General features: G+C 60.6%; 15 protein-coding genes and 1 pseudogene. 6 read left to right on the forward strand and 10 right to left on the reverse strand.

The window, feature by feature from the left end; translation table 11 throughout:
• Positions 1–16: 16 nt before the first annotated feature.
• The 7 genes from J3P89_RS24790 to J3P89_RS24820 all read right to left on the reverse strand — a co-directional run bounded on the left by J3P89_RS24790 (position 17) and on the right by J3P89_RS24820 (position 8,739).
• Complete coding sequence (locus tag J3P89_RS24790; protein ID WP_434695934.1) at positions 17–1,723, reverse strand: ShlB/FhaC/HecB family hemolysin secretion/activation protein; 1,707 nt, start codon at positions 1,721–1,723, stop codon at positions 17–19.
• 205 nt (positions 1,724–1,928) lie between these two features.
• Positions 1,929–2,774: a phosphatase PAP2 family protein gene (locus J3P89_RS24795; protein ID WP_434695935.1), complete on the reverse strand. Its 846-nt coding sequence runs from the start codon at positions 2,772–2,774 to the stop codon at positions 1,929–1,931.
• Positions 2,775–2,798: 24 nt separating this feature from the next.
• Positions 2,799–3,470 carry a histidine phosphatase family protein gene (locus tag J3P89_RS24800; protein WP_434695936.1) on the reverse strand — a complete coding sequence of 224 codons (672 nt, stop codon included), beginning with the start codon at positions 3,468–3,470 and terminating at the stop codon, positions 2,799–2,801.
• Positions 3,471–3,588: 118 nt separating this feature from the next.
• Positions 3,589–5,169 (reverse strand): aldehyde dehydrogenase (NADP(+)), encoded by a 1,581-nt coding sequence (locus J3P89_RS24805; RefSeq protein WP_434695937.1) that lies wholly within the window; start codon positions 5,167–5,169, stop codon positions 3,589–3,591.
• A gap of 23 nt (positions 5,170–5,192) precedes the next feature.
• The gene (gene araD1 / locus J3P89_RS24810; RefSeq protein WP_434695938.1) at positions 5,193–6,188 is read right to left on the reverse strand and encodes an AraD1 family protein; all 996 of its coding nucleotides are present in this window, start codon (positions 6,186–6,188) and stop codon (positions 5,193–5,195) included.
• Positions 6,189–6,239: 51 nt separating this feature from the next.
• Entirely contained in the window at positions 6,240–7,415 is a 1,176-nt protein-coding gene (locus J3P89_RS24815) for an L-rhamnonate dehydratase (RefSeq protein ID WP_434695939.1), read from the reverse strand.
• Positions 7,416–7,734: 319 nt separating this feature from the next.
• The gene (locus J3P89_RS24820; protein WP_434695940.1) at positions 7,735–8,739 is read right to left on the reverse strand and encodes a 4-hydroxythreonine-4-phosphate dehydrogenase PdxA; all 1,005 of its coding nucleotides are present in this window, start codon (positions 8,737–8,739) and stop codon (positions 7,735–7,737) included.
• 421 nt (positions 8,740–9,160) lie between these two features.
• Here J3P89_RS24820 and J3P89_RS24825 point away from each other — a divergent pair, with 421 nt between their 5' ends.
• From J3P89_RS24825 to J3P89_RS24850, 6 genes and pseudogenes are all read left to right on the forward strand, one after another.
• Entirely contained in the window at positions 9,161–10,177 is a 1,017-nt protein-coding gene (locus J3P89_RS24825; RefSeq protein ID WP_434695941.1) for a Bug family tripartite tricarboxylate transporter substrate binding protein, read from the forward strand.
• 52 nt (positions 10,178–10,229) lie between these two features.
• Positions 10,230–10,763 carry a tripartite tricarboxylate transporter TctB family protein gene (locus J3P89_RS24830; RefSeq protein WP_434695942.1) on the forward strand — a complete coding sequence of 178 codons (534 nt, stop codon included), beginning with the start codon at positions 10,230–10,232 and terminating at the stop codon, positions 10,761–10,763.
• A complete protein-coding gene (locus J3P89_RS24835; protein ID WP_434695943.1) occupies positions 10,760–12,289 on the forward strand; it encodes a tripartite tricarboxylate transporter permease in 1,530 nt (509 codons plus the stop codon). The genes J3P89_RS24830 and J3P89_RS24835 overlap by 4 nt, the downstream gene beginning before the upstream one ends.
• Before the next feature lie 69 nt (positions 12,290–12,358).
• Positions 12,359–13,300: a LysR family transcriptional regulator gene (locus J3P89_RS24840; RefSeq protein ID WP_434569885.1), complete on the forward strand. Its 942-nt coding sequence runs from the start codon at positions 12,359–12,361 to the stop codon at positions 13,298–13,300.
• A 466-nt stretch (positions 13,301–13,766) separates the two neighbouring features.
• A pseudogene (locus tag J3P89_RS24845) lies at positions 13,767–14,645 on the forward strand (methyl-accepting chemotaxis protein); the annotation flags it as partial.
• 201 nt (positions 14,646–14,846) lie between these two features.
• Complete coding sequence (locus J3P89_RS24850; protein WP_370871140.1) at positions 14,847–15,551, forward strand: methyl-accepting chemotaxis protein; 705 nt, start codon at positions 14,847–14,849, stop codon at positions 15,549–15,551.
• A gap of 54 nt (positions 15,552–15,605) precedes the next feature.
• On the opposite strand, the gene J3P89_RS24855 is transcribed toward J3P89_RS24850, so the two are convergent.
• The 3 genes from J3P89_RS24855 to J3P89_RS24865 form a co-directional block, all read right to left on the reverse strand.
• Positions 15,606–16,025: a type II toxin-antitoxin system VapC family toxin gene (locus tag J3P89_RS24855; protein WP_434695944.1), complete on the reverse strand. Its 420-nt coding sequence runs from the start codon at positions 16,023–16,025 to the stop codon at positions 15,606–15,608.
• Positions 16,022–16,267, reverse strand: coding sequence for a FitA-like ribbon-helix-helix domain-containing protein (locus tag J3P89_RS24860; RefSeq protein WP_305496991.1), 246 nt, complete (start codon positions 16,265–16,267; stop codon positions 16,022–16,024). Before J3P89_RS24860 ends, J3P89_RS24855 begins: the two co-directional genes overlap by 4 nt.
• Positions 16,268–16,337: 70 nt before the next feature.
• Complete coding sequence (locus J3P89_RS24865) at positions 16,338–16,706, reverse strand: glyoxalase superfamily protein (protein ID WP_434569886.1); 369 nt, start codon at positions 16,704–16,706, stop codon at positions 16,338–16,340.
• Between the last annotated feature and the right edge of the window lie 84 nt (positions 16,707–16,790).

Below are 16,790 nucleotides of genomic sequence, written 5' to 3' on the forward strand. Positions count from 1 at the left end.
TCTCGTTGCAGCGGCGTTAAATAGAAAAATCCACGCGGAAATAGATCGGCGCTTCGCGCTCGGTCAGGGCGTCCGGGCGTTCCAGGGAATGGGCAAAAGTGACGCTGGCGTTCAGATGCTCACCCCGGGCGAACAGCTCCAACGAGTTGCTTGACATGCGCCCGTGCTCGTCACCGCTGTAGCGGTTGCCGCGGATCACGCCTTGGTCATAACCCAGACTGGTGCCGTACTCGGCGAACACCGGACGCAGCCATTGCAGCGTCACCGGCCGGCTCCAGCGCAGGTCGTTGCGCCAGTAGCCGCCGCTGTCGCCGGACAGTGTCTGGTCCTTGTAACCCCGAATCGACGACAACCCGCCCAGGCTCATGCGCTGCGGGCTGAACAGGGCGTCTTCACTGCGCTGACCGGTCATCAGGCTGCTGAAACTGAAAGACTCGCCGCCCAGTACAAAGGGTTGCAGGTAGCTGAGGGTGGCGGTGTATTTGCGATAACGCGCATCCGGCAGGCCAGGCCCGGGGTCGTGATCGCCCTGGGCGTCGAGGGCACCGATACCATCCTGCATGCCCAGGTCGAGGTTGACAAAAGCAGTGCCGATCCGCCGCCCGTGATTGATACCCAATTGCGCCTCGCTGATACGATTGCTGCTTTCGGCGAGTTTGCTGTCTTCGACGAAATTGTTGGTGCGCAGGTAGGCCAGCCCGGTGTTGAGGGAGGTCTTGCTCAGGGCATCGCGGTGGATCACCCGCTCCAGCCGCAACTGATGATTCTGGCTGTCGCCGCTCTGCTTGAAATTGAAGCCATTGGCCTGGCCCAGCGCCCTGTACTCGCTTTGGCTATAGCTGTAGGTCAGGTTCCACCAGCCAAACGGCAGGTTGTAATAAAGCATGCCGTTGCGCGAGGTCTTCTGATGATCGCTGAGGGCGTCGTGGCCGCCACGCAGAGCCAGTTGGTCAGCCAGGCCCAAGGGGTTGTCCCAGTCCAGGGAAGCGCCCCATTGCTGCTCGCCGGTGGTCTTCTGCCCATCGTTATGCCGTGACAGGCCGGCGCGCCAGGGTTTCTGCGGGGTGTTCCTGACCAGCACTTCGCTGCCGCCGATGTTCTGCCCCGGCGTCAGTTCCATCGCCACGTTATTGGACGGCAAGCGGTTCAGTTGATCGACCATCTGCTCGATTTCCTGCAGATTGAGCAACTCGCCCGGCTTGCCGGGAAAGCTCATGGCCAATTCCCGTTCGGACAAGCCACTGCCCTCTTCCCCCTTCAGCCCTTCCAGCCGTCCCTCGACCACCAGCACTTGAAGATGTCCGCTGGACAAGTCCTGTTGTGGCAAATAGGCGCGACTGGTGACCAGGCCTTTTTCCAGGTAATGGTCGGTGATGGCTTTGAGCAGTTGGTTAAGCTGCGGCACGCCCAGGCATTGACCGATGTAAGGCTTGAGCAGACGTTGACGCTCACGTTCGGACAAGGCATCGGCGCCCTTGAGCTCGATGGTCTTGATCGGAAAGCAACGGCTGTCGGCCGGCGTGGTGGGGGCCTGGGGCGCGGCGGATTTGCCCGGCAGGTCTTTGAGTTCTTCAAGGCGCCGGCGCTGTTCTTCGAGCAGGCGGTCCTGGCGTTCGCGGATCAGGTCCGTATCGCCGGGGGTGGGCGCGGCAACGGCGATGTTCATCGCTAGAAAATATAGCGACGCAGCGACAAGCCTCGTCCCTAAGGCAATTACGGACATGTTCGATCCCTCGATACAGAAATGACAGCAAGCGTGCGAGCAGGCCAACCGGATGCAGGCACAGCGTTGCGCGCACACCAGACCGCGCATATCGCCGTCAGTTCAGGAGAGGGAAAACTTTCTGCGTAGAAAAGAGACGCATCTCACAGGACGCGTCCGAATGGCTTGGTTGATTCGCGCTATCCGCAATTTCCAGGCCTGCCGTTCAGGCGGAGGAAGGCGCGTTGCCCAACGCCGGCACGACGGGCGGCACCGTGCGCTGTCGATTCGACAGCGGCTGCTCCAAGGCGCCTCGTCCATAAAACAGCAGCGCCATCAGCCAACAGCTCAACCAGACAAAGATTCCTGCCCAGAAGGTATGGGACATGTAGTGCCAGCCCTGCAGGACCCGCGTCGTGCCATAGACGAACCCCAAGGCCAACGCCCCATACATCACCGCTTTGGAATGACGCCAGCGATAACGACGGGCGACGAAGTACAGCGCCAGCAGGGTGAAGCCGCCGGACGCGTGACCACCCGGCCAGCAACGGCCGTCACCGGCGACTTTGAGCAGGTCGAAATTCCGGAACCATTTCTTGTGCTCGATCTTGCCGGCGTATTGCGTGGTTTCCACCGGGCAGTACACGCTGGTATGGCCCTTGAGGTAATGGATAACCCCGGTACTGAGCGAAAAGGCGAAGACAACGTAGAGGAAATCGCGCCGGTGTTTGTAGGCAAAACGTAGCGGTTTCACCAGTCGGGTTCTGTCCAGTACGCGAAGTAGCCCAGGGCGTTTTTCCGGTTTGAACAGCGGCCATAAAAACGACAACACGGCGCCGATTATGGCCGCCTCCCCCGTCCAGTTCGGAATGGCCCTGGCCCATTTGTGAGTGATTTGCTCGAACAGCCGCACATGCCCCAACGGAAAGACCTGATGCAACGGGTCGTAGAAAAGATTGCTGATGGCAATGTCGATGCGGGTCAGATCGAACAGCAGGAACACCACGGCGGCACAGGCCAAGGGAATTCCGAGGTTGAGCCCGTAGAAACGGGCGCGGGCAGACGTCAGCATGAGCGGTCCTGGTCGTGGGAAGAATTACTGGAATGTCACCGAGCGCCAGTCAGGGGCTTCGATAAAACCGAGCAACCGTGGCGCTTGTGGCTGGGCGATGGAAACAAACAGCGAAGCGCCATAGCCGAACGTCGAGGTCGGGCGCAGAAGCGCGGTTTCCATCGCCTGCATGCATTCGCTGTGGGTGACCAGGATCAGGTTGCGACCGGCCACTTTGTGGGCCAGGGCATTGCGCAGCAGGTCATGGCGGCAATCGAACAGCCAATCGTCACCGGCGCTCACCTTGTTGAACATGTAGCCCGCCGTCTGCGCGGTGCGCACCCGTGGGCTGTTGTAAAGGTCGACGTGGTCCAGGCCCAGTTGTTCGAACCGGGCCCCGAGCCCCACCGCAACGGCACGGGCGCGGTCGGTGATGCCTTCGCGGTCACCCAGGCAAGCAGCCTTGGAGTGGTCGCAGCGCTCGACATGGCGCACCAGCACGATCATTTCGCCCTTGGCCCAGCCATTGGCCAGGGCCCGGGCGCCGGCGACGTTGCCATGGGCCAGGTCCGGCACCGCTGCCGGGCTGAGTAGCCACAGGACCAACGGGACAGCCAGCAGCGCCGAGGCGAGCACGACCACGGGGTTTTGGTAACGGGCAAAACGGCGCCTATCGATCGAGCGCGTCAGGCCGAAAAGACTCAGTCTCAGTTCCACATCAAGCCGCCCCGACGGCATCCACCCAGTGATTCGATGGCGCGACAGTAGAGCGGCCGACGTAGGCAGGCAGTGAAAGCGATGTGAAAAAAAACTTCGGATTGAACGATCGCGCCGCTCACAGCGCTCGATCAGTCACCTCCCCATCCACCAGCCGCCGAATCCCTAGCGGATTGCCGTTCTGCAATACCTGGGGCAACAACGCATCCGGGTAATTCTGGAAACACACCGGCCGCAGGAAACGATCGATGGCCAACGTGCCCACTGATGTGCCTCGTGAATCGGATGTCGCCGGATACGGTCCGCCGTGCACCATCGCCTCGCACACCTCTACCCCGGTCGGATAACCGTTGAGCAGGATCCGCCCGACTTTTTCCTGCAGTACTTCTGTCAGCCAACGGTACTCCAGTAATTCATCAGCCTCGCCGATCAACGTGGCCGTCAATTGTCCGCGCAGGCCGTGCAGCGCCGCCGCCAGCTGTGTCCGATTCTCCACTTCGATGACGATGGTGGTCGGCCCGAACACTTCTTCCTGAAGCAATGCATCGCCCTTGAGCAACAGGCTGACTTCGGCCTTGAACACCTGCGGCTGTGCCTGGTTGCCCTGTTGCGGTTTGCCCGCCAGGTGCGTCAGGCCCGGATGTTCGTGCAGCTCACCGAGGCTGCGGCTGTAACTGGCCAGGGTGCCCAAGTTGAGCATGGTTTGTGGCGGTTGCTGGTTCATGCTCGCGCAGAAGCTTTCCAGGAACAGGCTGAACTGCGACGAGCGCAGGCCAATGACCAAACCCGGATTCGTACAGAACTGACCGCATCCCAACGTCACCGAACCGGCCAACTGCGCCGCGATCTGCTCGCCGCGTACCGCCAACGCTTCGGGCAGCAGAAACACCGGATTGATGCTCGACATTTCCGCGAACACCGGAATCGGCTGTGGCCGGGTGGTAGCCATGTGGCTCAAGGCGTTGCCACCCTTAAGCGAACCGGTGAAGCCCACCGCCTGAATGGCCGGATGCTTGACCAGCCATTCACCGACACCCCCGCCATAAATCATGTTGAACACGCCGGCCGGCATTTCAGTCCGTTCAGCGGCACGGATGACCGCGTCCGCCACCCACTCGGCAGTCGCCATATGGCAACTGTGGGCCTTGAACACTACCGGGCACCCCGCTGCCAGCGCCGAAGCGGTGTCGCCGCCAGCCGTGGAAAAGGCCAGCGGAAAGTTGCTGGCGCCAAACACCGCCACCGGCCCCAGGGCGATGCGGTATTGACGCAGATCCGGACGTGGCAGTGGCTGGCGATCGGGCAATGCGCGGTCAATCCGCGCACCGTAGAAGTCGCCACGACGCAGCACGCTGGCAAACAGACGCAACTGGCTGCTGGTGCGACCGCGCTCCCCTTGAATGCGCCCGGCAGGCAATGCGGTTTCGCGGCACACGGTAGCGATGAAGTCATCGCCCAGCGCGTCGATTTCCTCGGCGATTGCATCGAGAAACGAAGCGCGTTTTTCCGCGCTCAGGTTGCGGTAAACCGGGTAAACCGCAGCAGCGGCCTTGGCGGCGGCATCCACTTCGGCTTCGGATGCCTGGAAGAAGGTGCCGGGCAAGGGCTCGCCGGTGCTCGCATCGAAGCTTTGCAGTTGCAGGGTGCCGTTGGCGCTGCGACGGCCGCCGATGTAGTTGTATCCCTGTGGCAATGTCATGAGGGCATTTTCCTGTTGAAGGCTTAGAGCGCACGCACCTGGCCGATGGGCAGCGGCTGGGCACTCTCGCCGATACCGTTGACCAGCGGCGCACCGAACTCATCGAGGCTGATCCGAAAGCGATCCCCCGGCTGTGTCTTCACACCGTCGGCGAACGACAGGGTAGCGGTGCCGAAGTAATGCACATGGACATCACCCGGCCGCAAGAACTGCGCGTACTTGAAGTGGTGAAATTCCAGGTTGGCCAGGCTGTGGCACATGTTGTCCTCGCCGCTGAGAAAAGCCTTCTCCCAGAGGGTTTCGCCATTGCGCTCGATGCGACTGGTGCCGACCAGATGCCTGGGCAACTCCCCGACGCGCAGCTCCGGGCCGTAGGAGCAACTGCGCAGTTTCGAGTGGGCGAGGTACAGGTAATTGCGCCGCTCCATGACGTGGTCGGAGAACTCGTTACCCAATGCATAACCGATGCGATACGGCAGGCCGTCGTCGCCAATCACGTAGAGGCCGGTCAGCTCCGGCTCTTCGCCGGCATCTTCGGCAAACGGAGGCACCGGGAAGTCCGCGCCGGGGCGCACGACGATGCTGCCGTCGCCCTTGTAGAACCATTCCGGTTGCGCACCGACCTGCCCCGGCGCCGGTTTGCCGCCCTCGATCCCCCATTTGAAAATGCGCATGGTGTCGGTCATGCCGGCCTCGACCTCACCGTCATGCTGGTGCATCTTGTCCCGCGCCGAGGCGCTGCCCAGATGTGTCAGGCCGGTGCCGCTGATCAGGCAATGGGCCGGATCTTCGTGATCCAGCGGCGGCAGGACTTTGCCTTGGTGCAACAGCGCTGTGTAATCCGGGCCCGGCTCGGTGCCGCGCGAAGCGACTTCTTCATGCAGGCTGCGATTGCCGCGGATCGCTGCAAGCGCCAGTTCACGGGTATTGCGGGTTCCTTTGAGCACTTGAACAAGTGCCCCATCGACGACGCCGACCTGGCGCTCTCCGGCGGAGTTTTCAAATTGAATCAGGCGCATGGTGGCCTCCAGAAATCAGGGTAGGCGCCGCTCGTTTGCGGCGCGTCCAGGTCACTCGATGATGTTGAAGTCGCTCAGGTATTCATCGGAGATTTCCAGGCCCAGGCCCGGCGTGTTGTCGTCGAGCTGGATGTACCCGTTGACCGGTTGCGGCTCGCCCTTGAACACGTAGTAGAAGAGTTCGTTGCCAACCTCGACGTCGAACACCGGGAAAAACTCGGCCATCGGCGAGGCGGTGGTGGACATCGTCAAGTGGTAGTTGTGCATCTGCCCGGCATGGGGAATGACCGGCACCGACCAGGCTTCGGCCATGGCGTTGATCTTGCGCGCGGCAGTGATGCCGCCGACGCGGTTGGTGTCGTACTGGATGACGTCGACGGCGCGGCGTTCCAACAGGTCTTTGAAGCCGTAGGAGGTGAACTCGTGCTCGCCGCCGGAGATCGGCATGATCCCCATCTTCTTCAGTTCGATGTAGCCTTCGATGTCGTCGGCGATCACCGGTTCTTCCAGCCAGCGCGGTTCGAACTCGGCCAGCTTCGGCAACATGCGCCTGGCGTATTCCAGGGTCCAGCCCATGTAGCATTCGAGCATGATATCGATGTCAGGGCCGGCCAGCTCCCGCAGGGCGCGCACTTGTTCGATGTTGCGGCGCATCCCCGCCGGACCGTCTTTCGGACCGTAGCCAAAGCGCATCTTCAGCGCGGTGAAACCCTGGTTGAGATAGCCCTGGGCCTCTTCGAGAAACAGATCGAGGTTGTCGTTGGCGTAGAGCTTGGAAGCGTAAGTCCAGATCTTTTCCTTGGTGCGACCGCCGAGCAACTTGAACACCGGCTTGTTGACCGCCTTGCCCATGATGTCCCAGATCGCGATGTCGATCGCCGAGATCGCTGCCATGCCAATGCCTTTTCGGCCCCAGGCGTGGCTCTGACGGTACATTTTCTGCCAGATGTATTCGTTGTCGAAAGGATCTTCGCCAATGGCGATCGGTGCCAGGTAGGTGTCGATGATTTCCTTGGCCACACGCGGTGCCAGGGCGCAGTTGCCGATGCCGACGAGGCCGTTGTCGGTCTCGACTTCCACCACCAGCCAGCCGTGGAAACGGAAGGAGCCCATCGCGTCGCCGCGCTCGAACAGGATGTCGCTGGCGTTGGTGCAGAAGTGCGCCTGGGGCGGGACGACTTTGCCCTTCCACTCGAAAACGCGGGTACGGATCGCTTTGATTTTCATGAAATACAGTTCCTTGGGCTGCGGCTTCTTGTCATTGTCAGTCGTGTGCGCAGAGCCTTTTCAGGAAGGGGCTCCGGCATCCGATGGGCCGACTTTAGCCAGCGTCCGAGGACTGCGGATAATCACTTATGCGTATCCGGCGATAGCCTGAGGTGATAGCACATCCGAGTAAGAGAGCAGATCGGGTTATCAGCCATACACAAACAAATGTGGGAGCGAGGCTGCTCGCGAAAACGGTGTATCAGCCACTGAAAATGTGGCTGTACCACCGTGATCGCGAGCAGGCTCGCTCCCACAACGGACCGCATTGATTTCAGGATCAGTGCCGGTTGCGCCCCATCCGGCATGCGATTTCGAAGGCCTGACGCGTAGCACCAACGTTGGCCTTGCCCTGCCCCGCGATATCAAAAGCGGTGCCGTGGGCCGGGGTGGTGATCGGAATCGGCAAGCCGCCCTGCACCGTCACGCCACGGGAGAAACCCATCAACTTGATCGCGATCTGGCCTTGGTCGTGATACATGGTCACGACAGCGTCGAAGGCATTGGCATCGCCCTGGACCTTGAGAAAGATCGTGTCTGCCGGATACGGCCCTTGCGCCGCGATGCCCAGCGCCCGCGCCGAGCGTACGGCCGGACCGATGATGTCCAGCTCCTCGCGACCGAACGAACCGTTGTCGCCGTTGTGCGGGTTCAAGCCGCAAACACCGATTCGCGGCTGCTCCAGGCCATTGCGCTTGAGGGCGGTGTCGATCAGTTGAATCGCTTCCACTACCCGCTGCTCACTGAGCAGGCCCGGCACTGCGGACAGGGCCACATGGGAGGTCACGCGTGAAGTCCAAAGATTGTCGAGCACGTTGAATTCGCAGAACGGTCCGTGGAAATCCAGCAGCTCGGCAAACCAGTGCAGTTCATCGCTGTGGGCCATGCCCGCCATGTGCAGCGAGGTCTTGTTCAGCGGCCCGAACAGGACCGCGTCGGTGGTCCCGGCTTCGGTCAGGCGCAGGGCCTTTTCCAGAGTGTCGAGGCTGTAGCGACCGCCAATCACGCTGGCCTCGCTACGGGGGAACTCGCCGACCGTATCGCCGCGAAAGTCATGGAACAGCGGCGTGTCATCGACGAACTCCAACACGTCCAGGGTCTCCACCCGGCGATAAGGAAACTCGCTGCCGGCGATGCGCATGCCGCGACGCATTTCCGCTTCCTCGGCAATCACAATGATATTGGCCTTGCTGCGTACCTCGGGCTCGGCAAGCAAGCGAGCAATCAATTCCGGGCCAATGCCGGCCGGGTCACCCAGGACCATGGCGATAGTGGTTTTTTTCATGCTTCACTCCTCAAGGGTCCATACCACGCCCGGTCATGACGCAAAGCTCTCGTCCTGAGCCATGGCATGTACCCCGTTTGTTATTGTTGTGAAATGCCGTCGGCCTGAAGACGTTGCCGAGCACTATCGGAGGCCTGGCGATAACCGTCTAATCAAAACTTGAAATCACGTGATAGCTTTGGGTTATGGCACAGCGCGCTTTCAGCCTTCGGGTTCTATTTCTGCTTGTTTCAAAAAAAGCCCCAGCCCTCGACTCTGAACGATGTCCACCCGCTCCTTTTCGCGAGCTATAACCCCAGGCTATCGGTGTATGTATTGTTTTGACTAGACGCGGCGCCGGCACCTTTCCACACTCAGGCCAGGCTTGCGGCTTCATCGCGCAGACAAGTCACTCATAACAACGACAAAAACGAGGCCCATCATGCGAAATGCATTCGTCCGTCGCACATCGCGTCTTCTTCTAGGCGGCGCCCTGATTGCCGTCGGCGTCCTTCCCGCCCTTGCTCACGCCGCCTGGCAACCGGACAAGAATGTCGAAATCGTCGTCGCCGGCGGCCCGGGTGGCGGAACCGACCAGCTCGGTCGCCTGATCCAGTCGATCATCACCACCCATAAGCTGCTCGACGTCAACACCATTGTCCTCAACAAGGGTGGCGGCAACGGTGCCGAGGCCTTCCTCGACATGAAGATGAACAAGGGCGATGCAGAGAAACTGGTGATCGCCACCAATAACGTTTACCTGTTGCCGCTGGTTTCCAAGCTCGGCTACCAATGGCAGGAACTGACCCCGATTGCCGCCGTGGCCGAAGATGACTTTATCCTCTGGAGCTACAAGGGCGCGCCGTGGAAAGACGCGAAAGGTTTCTACGAAGCGGCCAAGACCGACCCGGCGAAGCTGCGCATGGGGGGCAGCCAGTCCAAGGACGTCGACCAGACCCTAACCCTGCTGCTCAACCAGACCAACAACAGCAAACTGGTGTACATCCCGTTCAAGAGCGGCAGTGAAGCCGCGACCCAACTGGCCGGCAAACACATCGCGGCCAACGTCAACAACCCCAGTGAAAGCATCAGCCAATGGCGCGGTGAGCAAGTCGAACCGCTCTGCGTATTCAGCAAGGAGCGCATGAGCTACACCGAGAAAGTCGCCGGGAACAAAGCCTGGGCCGATGTTCCAACCTGCCACGAACAAGGCCTGGGCATCGATCAGTACCGCTTCCCGCGTACGGTGTTCATGCCCGGCGATGTCAGTGCCGAACAACGGGCCTTTTATGTCGAGCTGATGCGCAAAGTCACGCAGACCGATGAGTTCAAGGCCTACGTCAAACAGAACGCGCTGGTGCCGACTTTCCTCGAAGGCGAGCCCCTGACCGCCTACATCGAAAAGGACGTCGCCCGCGTCACCCCGGTGTTCAAGGAAGCCGGCTGGCTGAAAAACTGAAGTTGCCAGGGCCGCTCGCCCCAGGGCGGTCGTCACCTACTGGAGGTGTTTGATGTCCCATTCTTCGGATTCACCGGCGCTGGTCGGTACCCGTTGGGTCGAGCTCGGCCTGACGCTGTTTACTACCCTGCTCGGTGCCGTGGTGATGTTCGGCAGTGTCGAACAAGGCATCGGCTGGGGCGATGCCGGCCCTGAACCGGGTTACTTCCCGTTCTATATCGGCCTGATACTGAGTGCGGCGAGCGTCGCCAACGGCGTGCTGACGGTGGTGCGCTGGCAGGCCCTCAGTGTTGCATTCCTCACCCGCAGTGCGTTCAAGCAAGTGCTATCGGTTTTTGTGCCCATTGCCCTGTTCGTCGGTGCGATGCCCTTCACCGGCATCTACCTCGCGTCGGCCTGCTTCATTGCCTGGTTCATGTGGCGCGACAAGGTCCGCGCCAAGCCTTACGGCAAGTGGATGATCGGTGCGGTTGCCCTCGGTGCGGCGCTCGCCAGCTACCTGATTTTCGCGCTGTGGTTCAAGGTCCCGCTGGATGCCGGCCCAATAGGCGACTGGATTGCCCTGGCCGGGAGAGCCTTCAAATGAGCGAGTTCGATTCCCTGTTGCAGGGCATGAACCTGATCCTGACCCCGGGCCACATTGGTCTGATGGTGGTCGGCGTTCTGCTGGGCATCCTGGTCGGTGTGTTGCCCGGTCTCGGCGCGCCCAATGGCGTGGCGCTGTTGCTGCCCTTGACCTTCACCATGTCGCCGGTGTCGGCGATCATCCTGCTGTCGTGCATGTATTGGGGCGCGCTGTTTGGCGGCTCGATCACCTCGATCCTGTTCAACATTCCTGGCGAGCCTTCATCGGTGGCGACCACCTTCGACGGTTACCCGATGGCCCGCGAAGGCCGGGCTGCCGAGGCGTTGACCGCCGCGTTCAGCTCGGCGCTGATCGGTGCGTTGTGCGGGGTGTTGTTGCTGACGTTCCTGTCGACAAAAATCGCAGCGTTCGCCATGTCCTTCAGCTCGCCGGAGTTCTTCGCGGTGTACCTGTTGGCGTTCTGCACCTTCATCGGCATGAGCAAGAACCCGCCATTAAAAACCGTGGTCGCGATGATGATTGGCTTCGCCATGGCGGCAGTCGGCATGGACACGGTTTCCGGCAACCTGCGCCTGACGTTCGACCAGCCGATCCTGATGACCGGGATCAGTTTTGAAGTGGCGGTGATCGGCCTGTTCGGCATCGGCGAAATCCTCTGCACGGTGGAGGAAGGCCTGGTGTTTCGCGGCGAACATGCGCGCATTACACCGATGGTGATCTTGCGCACCTGGGCCAGACTGCCGCGTTATTGGTGGACGATCGTGCGCAGCACACTGGTCGGTTGCTGGATGGGCATCACCCCCGGCGGCCCGACGGCGGCATCGTTCATGAGCTACAGCCTGGCGCGACGTTTCTCGAAAAACCGCGACAACTTCGGCAAAGGCGAGATCGAAGGGGTGATCGCCCCGGAAACCGCCGACCACGCTGCCGGTACCAGCGCGCTGCTGCCGATGCTGACGCTGGGCATTCCGGGTTCCGCCACGGCAGCGGTGATGCTCGGTGGCTTGATGATCTGGGGATTGCACCCCGGGCCGACGCTGTTCGTCGAGCAACACGACTTTGTCTGGGGCCTGATCGCCAGCATGTACCTGGGCAACGTGGTCAGCCTGATCGTGGTGTTGGCCACCGTGCCGCTGTTCGCGTCGATCCTGCGCATTCCGTTCTCGATCATCGCGCCGATCATCATCATGGTCTGCGCCATCGGTGCGTACTCGGTGCACAACTCGTTATTCGACGTGGTACTGATGCTGGGCTTCGGTGCGCTGGGTTACCTGTTCAAGAAACTCGGCTATCCGATTGCGCCGCTGGTGCTGGCAGCCGTCCTGGGGGACAAGGCCGAAGATGCATTCCGCCAGTCAATGCTGTTTTCTGACGGACAGCTGGGCATTTTCTGGTCCAACCCATTGGTGGGCAGCCTGACCACCGCCGCGCTGCTGATGCTGTTCTGGCCGCTGATTTCCAAGGCACTGGGCCTGCTGGTGGGCCTGCGTAAACCCCACGTCGCCGAGGCGAAATCATTGCTGTGACTCGGCGCTGCTGGTAACGCCTGGCATTTATTGTCAGGCTTGCCACGGACCTTCCTGCGAGCACCGCCCATGACCCGAATTCCTGTTGCCAATGTCATCCATAGTCGACTGCGTCTGCGCCAACTTCGGCTGATGCTGGCATTGCAGGAATTAGGTTCTCTGCGCCGCGCCGCCGACCACATCGGTATGACCCAACCCGCTGCCACCAAAATGCTGCACGAAGCCGAGGACTTGCTCGGCGTCGAGTTGTTCGAGCGCCTGCCCCGTGGCATGCGCTCCACTCCTTTCGGGGAAACCGTCATTTACTATGCGCGCATGGTCTTCGCCGAGCTCAGCGGCATGCGCGAAGAACTGGTGGCACTCGAATCCGGCAACCTCGGCCGGGTGGCAGTCGGCGCCATTCCGGCACTGGCTTCGGGACTGCTGACGCGCACCATCGCGACCCTGAAACAAAGCCATCCCCGGTTGTCCATGAGCATCCAGGTCGACACCAGCGACGTGCTGGTACAAGCGCTGTTGCAGGATCAACTGGACATTGTCCTCGGCCGTATTCCCGCCGGTGCCCGCGCCGAAGAGTTGCTCTTCGACAGCCTCGGGGAAGAGGCGCTGTGTGTCATTTGTGGCGCGCAGAATCCACTGGCGCAGGCGACCCGACTGGGCTGGGCCGAGCTACAGAGCATGACCTGGGTGTTGCAACAACACCCGAGCCCGATGCGCGCAATCATCAACCAGGTGTTTCACAACGCCCGGGTCGATATCCCCAGCAGCATCGTCGAAACCACCTCGATCATGACCTTGCTCTCATTGGTCCAGCAGACCGACATGCTCGGCGTCACCCCGATATCGGTCGTCGAGGATTATCCAGGTCGTGACTTGCTCGCCGTGTTGCCGATCAAGTTCGAAGCCCGGTTGCCACCGTACGGATTGATCACCCGCCGCCATCGCATCCAGTCATCGGCGATGCAGGCGTTCATGAATTCGGTACGTGCCGAGCATGCGCTATTGAACTGACAGGCCCGCGTCAGACGGCCGATCAGCCAATCGATGAGGCCAGCCCCTGCATGAACTTTTCTTCACCCCACGTCCTCGCGGGATTCGCTAACATCGCCTCGCTCATTCAAGAAACTAAGGTTTTAGCCCGCTCTCCCGCGGGCTTTTTTTTTGCCTGAATTTCAGGCCGAGTCGCCCGCTGTGCCCCCTGCCTTTCCCGATGTGGAAAAAAATCTTACAGATCCCTCCGTTTCCGCCGATAAAGCTCCGTTACACGTTTTTGCTGGCTCTTAACAACAACAATCTTCCAGCCAACCGACGATAAGCAGCACAACGTTCCTGGAGGAATTTGATGAATAGCTGGTTTGGCAACATTAGCGTCAACATGAAATTGGGCCTGGGCTTCGGCCTGGTGCTGGTCCTGACCTGCCTGCTGGCCCTGACGAGCTGGACCAGTCTTGGCGGCCTGATCGACCGCAGCAACTGGATGAGCGACATCACCCAGCTCAACGCTGGCCTGACCAAACTGCGCGTGACTCGCCTGCAATACATGCTGGCCAACGGTGACGAAACCGCTGCACAGAATGTGCAAACCACCCTCGACGGTTTCGTCGCGCAACAGAACGCGCTGCTCAACAGCTTCAAGAGCCCGGAAAACGTCAAGCTGCTCAGAGAGCAGAGCGCGACCATCAGCGCCTATCAAGTATCACTGAACAAAATGCGCAGCGCTTACCGCACCGGCAACAGCGCTCGTGATGTCATGGGGGCAAACGCCGAAACGGCCTACAAGCTGATCGAGGCCATCGACGCCGATGTGAAGCAAATGGCCCTCAACGATGAACGCTTCGCCCAGTTCCAGGCCATCACTGAAGCCAAGCAGGCGTTCATGCTCGCTCGCTATGAAGTGCGCGGCTACACCGCCAACCCCAACGCCGATACCGAACGCAAGGCCTTCGCCCAACTGGACGCGGCGATTGCTTCGCTCAAGCCGCTGAACGAATATTTTGCCAGCGTCCATCAGGACGAACTGCGTCAGCTGGAAACCACCCTGGTGCAATACCGCAGCGCCGTGCAGGCCTTCAAATCGGCTACGGCCGACGTGGTGCAGGCGCGCAAGGAAATGACCGACCAGGGCGCGACCATCGTTTCCCTGAGCGAACAGCTGTACCAGATCCAGCTCGACCGTCGCGACGCCGAAAGCGCCCAGGCGCGTACGTTGCAAATGGTCAGCACATTGCTGGCGTTGTTGGTCGGCATCATTGCTGCCGTCATCATCACCCGCCAGATCACCCGTCCGCTGCGCGAAACCCTGACCGTGGTCGAACGCATCGCCAGTGGCGACCTGTCGCAGGATGTGATCGTCACCCGTCGCGACGAGCTGGGCGTACTGCAACAGGGCATCGCGCGCATGGGCGTGACCCTGCGCGACCTCATCAGCGGCATCCGTGATGGCGTGACTCAGATCGCCAGCGCCGCCGAAGAATTGTCGGCGGTCACCGAACAGACCAGTGCCGGGGTCAACAGCCAGAAAGTCGAGACCGACCAGGTCGCAACCGCCATGCACGAAATGACCGCCACGGTGCAGGAAGTTGCCCGCAACGCCGAAGAAGCCTCCCAGGCAGCGGCCGCCGCCGACGGCGAAGCCCGTGCCGGCGACCAGGTGGTCAGCGAAGCCATTGCCCAGATCGAACGCCTGGCCAGTGAAGTGGTGCGCTCCACCGACGCCATGAGCGTGCTGCAACAGGAGAGCGACAAGATTGGCGCAGTGATGGACGTGATCAAGGCCGTGGCCGAACAGACCAACCTGCTGGCGCTCAACGCCGCCATCGAAGCCGCCCGCGCCGGTGAAGCCGGGCGTGGCTTTGCGGTCGTTGCCGACGAAGTCCGTGGCCTGGCCCAGCGCACCCAGAAATCCACCGAGGAAATCGAAGGCCTGGTGGCCGGCCTGCAGAACGGCACCCAGCAAGTGGCCGCCGTGATGAACAACAGCCGCAACCTCACCGACAGCAGCGTGGCCCTGACCCGCAAGGCCGGCGTATCACTGGAGAACATCACCCGTACGGTGTCGAACATCCAGTCGATGAACCAGCAGATCGCCGCCGCCGCCGAGCAGCAAAGCGCCGTGGCCGAGGAAATCAGCCGCAGCATCATCAACGTGCGCGACGTGTCCGAACAGACCGCCGCCGCCAGTGAAGAAACCGCGGCGTCCAGCGTTGAACTGGCGCGGTTGGGCAGTCAGTTGCAGCAGATGGTCAGTCATTTCAGGGTTTGATTACAAAAGCGCCCGCTTCCAACAGAAAGCGGGCGCTTTACGTAGCGATGCGGCTCATGCGCACCACGGATTGATTACCTCGACTCCTGGAAACTCGAAATCTCTTATATTGCGCGTAGCAACCGCAGCACCGTGAGCTCGGCAAATCGCTGCGATTTGCGCATCGGCCATGCCAACCGCCTTACCCTTGGCCTCGCATGAAGCGACAAGAGTTGCGTACTCAACAGCCGCATGGGCATCAAAAGACAGGATCCTGCCGGCAAAATCCTCTTCGAAGATGGCCATGGCATGGGATTCGAGCTTCTGCTTTCGCTTGCCGAAAGGCAGCCGAGCTATACCATGAAGAATTTCCGCTACCGTGACAGCGCAGATAACCAGATCCATTGCGGGCTGCAAATCGATCCAAGTTAGAACCTTCGTGTCCGGCTCAGCGCGCATGAATTCGGAGATAACATTGGTATCGAGCAATATCATTCAGAGAAATCCACCGCCTTGGCTTTTTCGTCACGGGACGGTAGATCCAGCTCAACGCCCCCCAAAGCACTGAACCTGTTTCGAATACGGCTCCCAAGTCCTCCCGCAGGGCTTACCGTCGCTAGCGCGCGCCCCAAAATAAGACGAGCCTCTTCCTCCATGGAATGACCGTTATGAGCTGCGGCAATACGCAGCTGTTCTTTGATTTGATCATCAAGATTTCGAATCGTAATACTGGCCATAACGTCCCTGCAATCAATGAAATCATTGATTGCAGGCTAGTCGAAGACTCATCAAGTTGTCCAGCCGCCGTTACACACTGATCGCATTGGTAAACACCAGCCGATTCCCGAACGGATCACTGATGGTCATGTCCTGGCTGCCCCATGGCATGGCCTGGATTTGTGGGTGGGCGTAGCGGTATTGCTTGGCCATCAACTGTTGCTGGAATGCTTCCAGCTCATCGGTCTCGATCCGCAGCGCCGAACCCGGTGTGCAATCGCCGTGGTGTTCGGACAGGTGCAGTACGCAATCACCGCGCGACACTTGCAGGTACAGCGGATAGTCGTCACCAAAGCGATGTTGCCAGTCGACAGTAAAGCCCAGGAAATCGACATAGAACGCCAAGGCCTTGGTTTCATCGAAAATCCGCAGGATCGGGGTGGTCTTACCGAAGCTCATGGGTTGCTCCCTGGCTGAAATGACCCAGTTTAGATGGGTTGACCCCAATGCTTCGGCCTATAAGCCGGCTTCTTTAGTGTCGTA

This window comes from Pseudomonas sp. Z1-14, assembly GCF_051132005.1.
Taxonomy (GTDB): domain Bacteria; phylum Pseudomonadota; class Gammaproteobacteria; order Pseudomonadales; family Pseudomonadaceae; genus Aquipseudomonas.